The sequence below is a fragment of the Haloferax sp. Atlit-6N genome, assembly GCF_003383195.1.
In the GTDB taxonomy this organism is placed as follows: Archaea; Halobacteriota; Halobacteria; order Halobacteriales; family Haloferacaceae; genus Haloferax; species Haloferax gibbonsii.
Map to the genome: position 1 here is coordinate 1 of NZ_QEQJ01000160.1, position 538 is coordinate 538.

General features: G+C 50.7%; 1 protein-coding gene. It reads right to left on the minus strand.

Annotated elements, in window-relative coordinates:
• Positions 1–252 (minus strand): type IV pilin (locus DEQ92_RS24585; protein WP_115821772.1); only part of this gene is annotated, 252 nt, incomplete at its 3' end.
• Positions 253–538 lie beyond the last annotated feature (286 nt).

A 538-nucleotide genomic window follows, 5' to 3' on the forward strand; every position in this document is an offset into this window, starting at 1 on the left:
TAGATATACGTCTTCGCCATCAAGTGGATCTCCACTGGTATATGAGAGGGTAGCCGTCGACCCATCTTGAGTCAGTTGAAACGACGCCAATGGATCATTTCGATCGAGACCACCGACGTACCCGAGTCCGAATGCACCAACTGAAACTGACAAGACAACAGTCAGTGACACCAACAGAACGACACCAATTACCGGAGATACCCCTCGATCATCAGAAAAGGCTGATCCTAAAAGGAAATTGAGTAGAGGCACTCGTGCTTAGTAAATTGCACTGAGACGATTAGAGAGTTGCGGGCAGGCTGTCAAAGAATAATACTTTTCAGCGGCTGCGTGCGGGAAATTCGACTACATTGTCCGGTGAATTAGTGAGCCACTACTGGATGAACTCAGGCCAGCGTGCCGTTCTTACGTCCGTTCGAGCGCGGCATCGGACGCCCCACAAGGCGACACGTTTCACCACTCCGATGTCTATTCACCAGTCAGAATCCGTCTGCAAACCAGGACAGCCGGTATTCACTCGAACTCTGCAAGCGAATCG